This is a genomic window from Metabacillus litoralis (genome assembly GCF_007994985.1).
In the GTDB taxonomy this organism is placed as follows: Bacteria; Bacillota; Bacilli; order Bacillales; family Bacillaceae; genus Metabacillus; species Metabacillus litoralis.
In genome coordinates, this window is the sequence record NZ_VOQF01000043.1 from 1 (window position 1) to 1757 (window position 1757).

At 31.6% G+C, this 1757-nt stretch carries 2 protein-coding genes; one reads left to right on the forward strand and one right to left on the reverse strand.

Features of this window, described 5'->3' with window-relative positions; all coding sequences use genetic code 11:
* Positions 1–427: 427 nt before the first annotated feature.
* Positions 428–775, forward strand: a complete 348-nt coding sequence (locus tag FS935_RS22985; RefSeq protein ID WP_146950930.1) for a nuclear transport factor 2 family protein — start codon at positions 428–430, stop codon at positions 773–775.
* A gap of 167 nt (positions 776–942) precedes the next feature.
* Here FS935_RS22985 and FS935_RS22990 read toward each other — a convergent pair whose 3' ends face one another.
* Positions 943–1344: a ribosomal maturation YjgA family protein gene (locus tag FS935_RS22990; protein ID WP_439116693.1), complete on the reverse strand. Its 402-nt coding sequence runs from the start codon at positions 1342–1344 to the stop codon at positions 943–945.
* Positions 1345–1757: the final 413 nt, after the last annotated feature.

Here is a 1757-nt window from a genome sequence, read left to right on the forward strand (position 1 = left end):
GTGAGAGTAGGACGTCGCCAAGTAAAGAGTGGAAAAGATCAGTAGAGATACTGGTCTTTTTTTTGTGTAGAAAAAGATAAGAAAATAAATTGATCATCCCTAAATTAATTTATATATCGAAGATATAGTGTAAGAGGTAGAAACTGAAAAGCACTACTAGCCTGAGGCTTGGGAGATTCGCCGCTTATCGCAAGCCGAGATCCGAACACGGAAGTTAAGCTCTAGCGCCGATGGTAGTTGGGGGTTTCCCCCTGTGAGAGTAGGACATCGCCAAGTAAAGAGTGGAGAAGATCAGTAGAGATACTGGTCTTTTGTGTACTATTAAATAGAAAAGTAAAGAATTATTGAGTTTTATTTCAATGTGAAACTTAATTTAATATACTATTATGTGAAAAGGCAATTGTCCAAAGTGAGGGAGAGTCCAACGATGATAAATTTAAAAGAACATTTGCAACAACTTGAAGAGAGTTTACTAAAACCTGAGATTCGTTCTTCTCAACAGGAATTGAAAAAATTATTAGCTGAAAAGTTCTTTGAATTTGGAAGCTCGGGTAAAGTTTTATATAAAAATGAGGATATAGGTGTTGAAGGAATAGGAATAGTAAACATGGAAATTAGTGATTTTGAAATACATCCTCTTTCTGATGAAATTGTGCTAGCGACTTATTGTGTGTTTAATGTTGACAACAAACAATATTCTTTACGTAGTTCAATATGGAAACTTATAAATGAGAGGTGGCAAATGGTGTTTCATCAAGGTACAAAAATAATTTGAGCTGTATATACTTTTGATTTCAAAAGTGAGTTCCTATCTATTAATAGATGTTAGTGATTCTACATCTTTATATACTTTTTACTGTATTTGTTCTAATGAACCTACTGTGCTTGAATTCTATATGTATTTTAAGATAGTAGCAGTGTTTAACATCAAAAAACAAGTGATTATCTTAGGTTAGATAGTTTATCTAAAGCAGTTGCAATTAAAATTCCTACTATATATCTAATGAGATCAACTGTCAGATATCCTTTTCCTAAAACTAATGCTCCAAATGGATAACTACGTAAATGGTTGATCCATTCAGCCTGGTAAAGTTGGCTAAATTCAATAATGAAACAGAAAGACAAACTGAAGCAAAAAGCTGTAAGTATACTTTTATGAAATAAAATCAAACGGAATCCATAATAGACCATCATTGCCCATAACATATCACCAGCATTTTGAGCTACCAATATCGGTAATAGTTCACTGAATTTTCTTGAGGCTAGTCCTAGTGCAATGAAGACAACAATTGCTAATATGTAGATTGATCTTTTATATAGAAAATGTCCTTTATTGATAAACAATCACATCACTCTTTGTATGGTGTATTTGATATATTATTATTTCTATACGTATAATGATTAGTCCTTCATACAGTTGCTATTAATTCAATGAGAGTACTGGTGGACATCATGATGTGTTGTTTGGTAGTTTTCTCAGTGAGCTGGTTTATAATAAACTAGTTATTAATACTTTATTAAAGAAAGTTTATAAAGATGTTGACTTAGATTAATGTTTAGGGTATTATTGAATTCTGCCTCTGAGGTAGAAGTTATTAAAAACTATCTTATAAAAATAAATTTAAAATTAGTGTTGACTTTATAATTATTTAGATGGTATGATAAGAACCTAGTCGCAAACAACGGCTAATATCATGATCTTTGAAAACTAAACAAAACCAAGCGTGCCAACGTTAATTTCGATTAACAAAAACGTA